The sequence below is a fragment of the Candidatus Paceibacterota bacterium genome (genome assembly GCA_041660505.1).
Lineage (GTDB): Bacteria > Patescibacteriota > Minisyncoccia > Phycocordibacterales > JACRKE01 > JBAZWG01.
On the sequence record JBAZWG010000011.1, the window covers coordinates 1 to 1,799 of the forward strand.

Annotated in this window: 2 protein-coding genes; both read right to left on the minus strand. The window is 47.6% G+C overall.

Features of this window, described 5'->3' with window-relative positions:
* Positions 1-112 precede the first annotated feature (112 nt).
* Positions 113-754, minus strand: a complete 642-nt coding sequence (locus tag WC764_04760; GenBank protein ID MFA6007005.1) for a hypothetical protein — start codon at positions 752-754, stop codon at positions 113-115.
* A gap of 117 nt (positions 755-871) precedes the next feature.
* Complete coding sequence (locus tag WC764_04765; GenBank protein MFA6007006.1) at positions 872-1,099, minus strand: hypothetical protein; 228 nt, start codon at positions 1,097-1,099, stop codon at positions 872-874.
* Positions 1,100-1,799 lie beyond the last annotated feature (700 nt).

Consider the following 1,799-nt stretch of genomic DNA (forward strand, 5'->3'; position numbering starts at 1 on the left):
ACTTGTTTAAGTTCTTGCCCGAGAAAGTCACAAGTTCGAACAGCGGCTTATTAACGGATTTGCCACATTCCGTAAGGATTCTGACGCCAAGTTCCTTAGGACTCCGCCTTGCCTAGTCTTTGGGGAAGCCCATGTCTTTCATCTTCTCTAAAACGGGGATCATTATAGAATCACCGCTCTCCTTCGGATCAGCTCCGGAGAGAAGATAATAGCTGAGATGGCCTGCGCAATCATGTGCATCGTATTCGTCACCCCAACTCTTGCGCATGATCTTGCCATCACAGAAGACACAAAATTCTTCCTCGAGTGCGACGATCAAGCCGAGCAGGCCGTAGAAAGCATCCTTCCATGGCTTATGGGTACCCTCGACATTGGCATACGGATCGCCTCCGTCACGGCAATCGAACATCTCCAGCCCGTGCTCGCGACCCCACCCGTTGACCGAGTTGGTTTTCTTGCCATGGTGGTATGTGCTTGTCACCCATACCACAGGCATGCACTTGGCCAGACACTGTTCGACCACCTTCTGTCCGCTAGGTTCTTCGTCGTTGCCTCCAGAGATGCTCGGAAAGAATACGTCGGTCATGACAGCATCGGCTTGATCCAGTAACGAAAGCGCCTCCTCCAGGTTATTTGCCCAGAGGACATTAACCTGAATGGGTAAGCGTGTTCGTTCCGTCTCGATCATCGCCTTGCAGTCAGCAATGTGATTGGCGCGATCTTCAATGACCAGGATGGAAATGGTGCTCTTCATAACAATTCTCCTTGTAAAGAACTTACTGTTTTCTAACCCGCCCAAGAGTAGAAAGGGATTCAACTCTTAGGTAGGTGGGCAAGTAACTTGATAAAGTTCTTGCCCGTTGAAAATGTGCTACGCACCGATCTGCTCCAGAATAAGCGTGGTAGCGTAATACATGTGTAGCGCGATTCCCTTGAGAAACTTTGCGGGCTCATCGATATCCATAGTTCCAACGGCAGTCATAGTAGTCGTTGCGGAAATGACACGCCAGCCATCTCCTGCTTCAGCTAGCCGGTTGGCGATCGCATCCTCTGGGGTTGTGTTCATGCTAGTCACGACAATGACTTTTTGCGCGCTCATTTTACTTACTCCCTGGTTGGAAAGAACGTTATCCTTATCACAGCATCGAAACGTTTTCGACGCTAAGAAGGGAAAGTGAGATTTAGATATGCCGGTACTCACTATTGTGCTAATGCACACCGGTTGGAAATCCTATCCCCCACTTGAACAGCGTGGGACACCAATCCTACCTCGTTTCTTACCTTCCGTGGCAAGAAACTTCTGAACGAGCCGAGCTACTTCAAGAGGCAACTCCTCCTCCTCTTGATGGCAGCTCCCATCGCAAGGTCCTAGAACGCTCCAGCCGTCAATCGTTTCCCCATGAGTGACCTCGCGGCTAACCTCGAGATGCACTTTGCCATCCACGCAAAGCTGTGTCACCACGGAATCCCCACAACAACCATCGCAACCGCTATAATCGTAATCGGAACGAAAGGCGAGGGCTTTCATGACCTATCTCCTTGGAAAGAACAGGGGGTTCTGGAAAAGCTGAATTACTGTGAAAGAGAAGTATATACCAAGTAAGTAAAAATGTCAAGTTATTTTTACGGAATATTATTAATATCTATATAATAGCTATAAATAGCTATAAAGTGTTGTAAAAAATAGTTGACAATACCCCAGATAGGGAATATAATACCGATATGGAAGACTTAAGCAGCAAATTACAGCATTTTGGCTTTTCTGCTGAAGAATCTGTTATTTACCTCTCTGTTCTAGA

Excerpts from the sequence above, each read along its gene's own strand:
- WC764_04765 (MFA6007006.1), bottom strand. The coding sequence starts at position 1,099 with ATGAGCGCGCAAAAAGTCATTGTCGTGACTAGCATGAACACAACCCCA.
- WC764_04760 (MFA6007005.1), bottom strand. The coding sequence starts at position 754 with ATGAAGAGCACCATTTCCATCCTGGTCATTGAAGATCGCGCCAATCAC.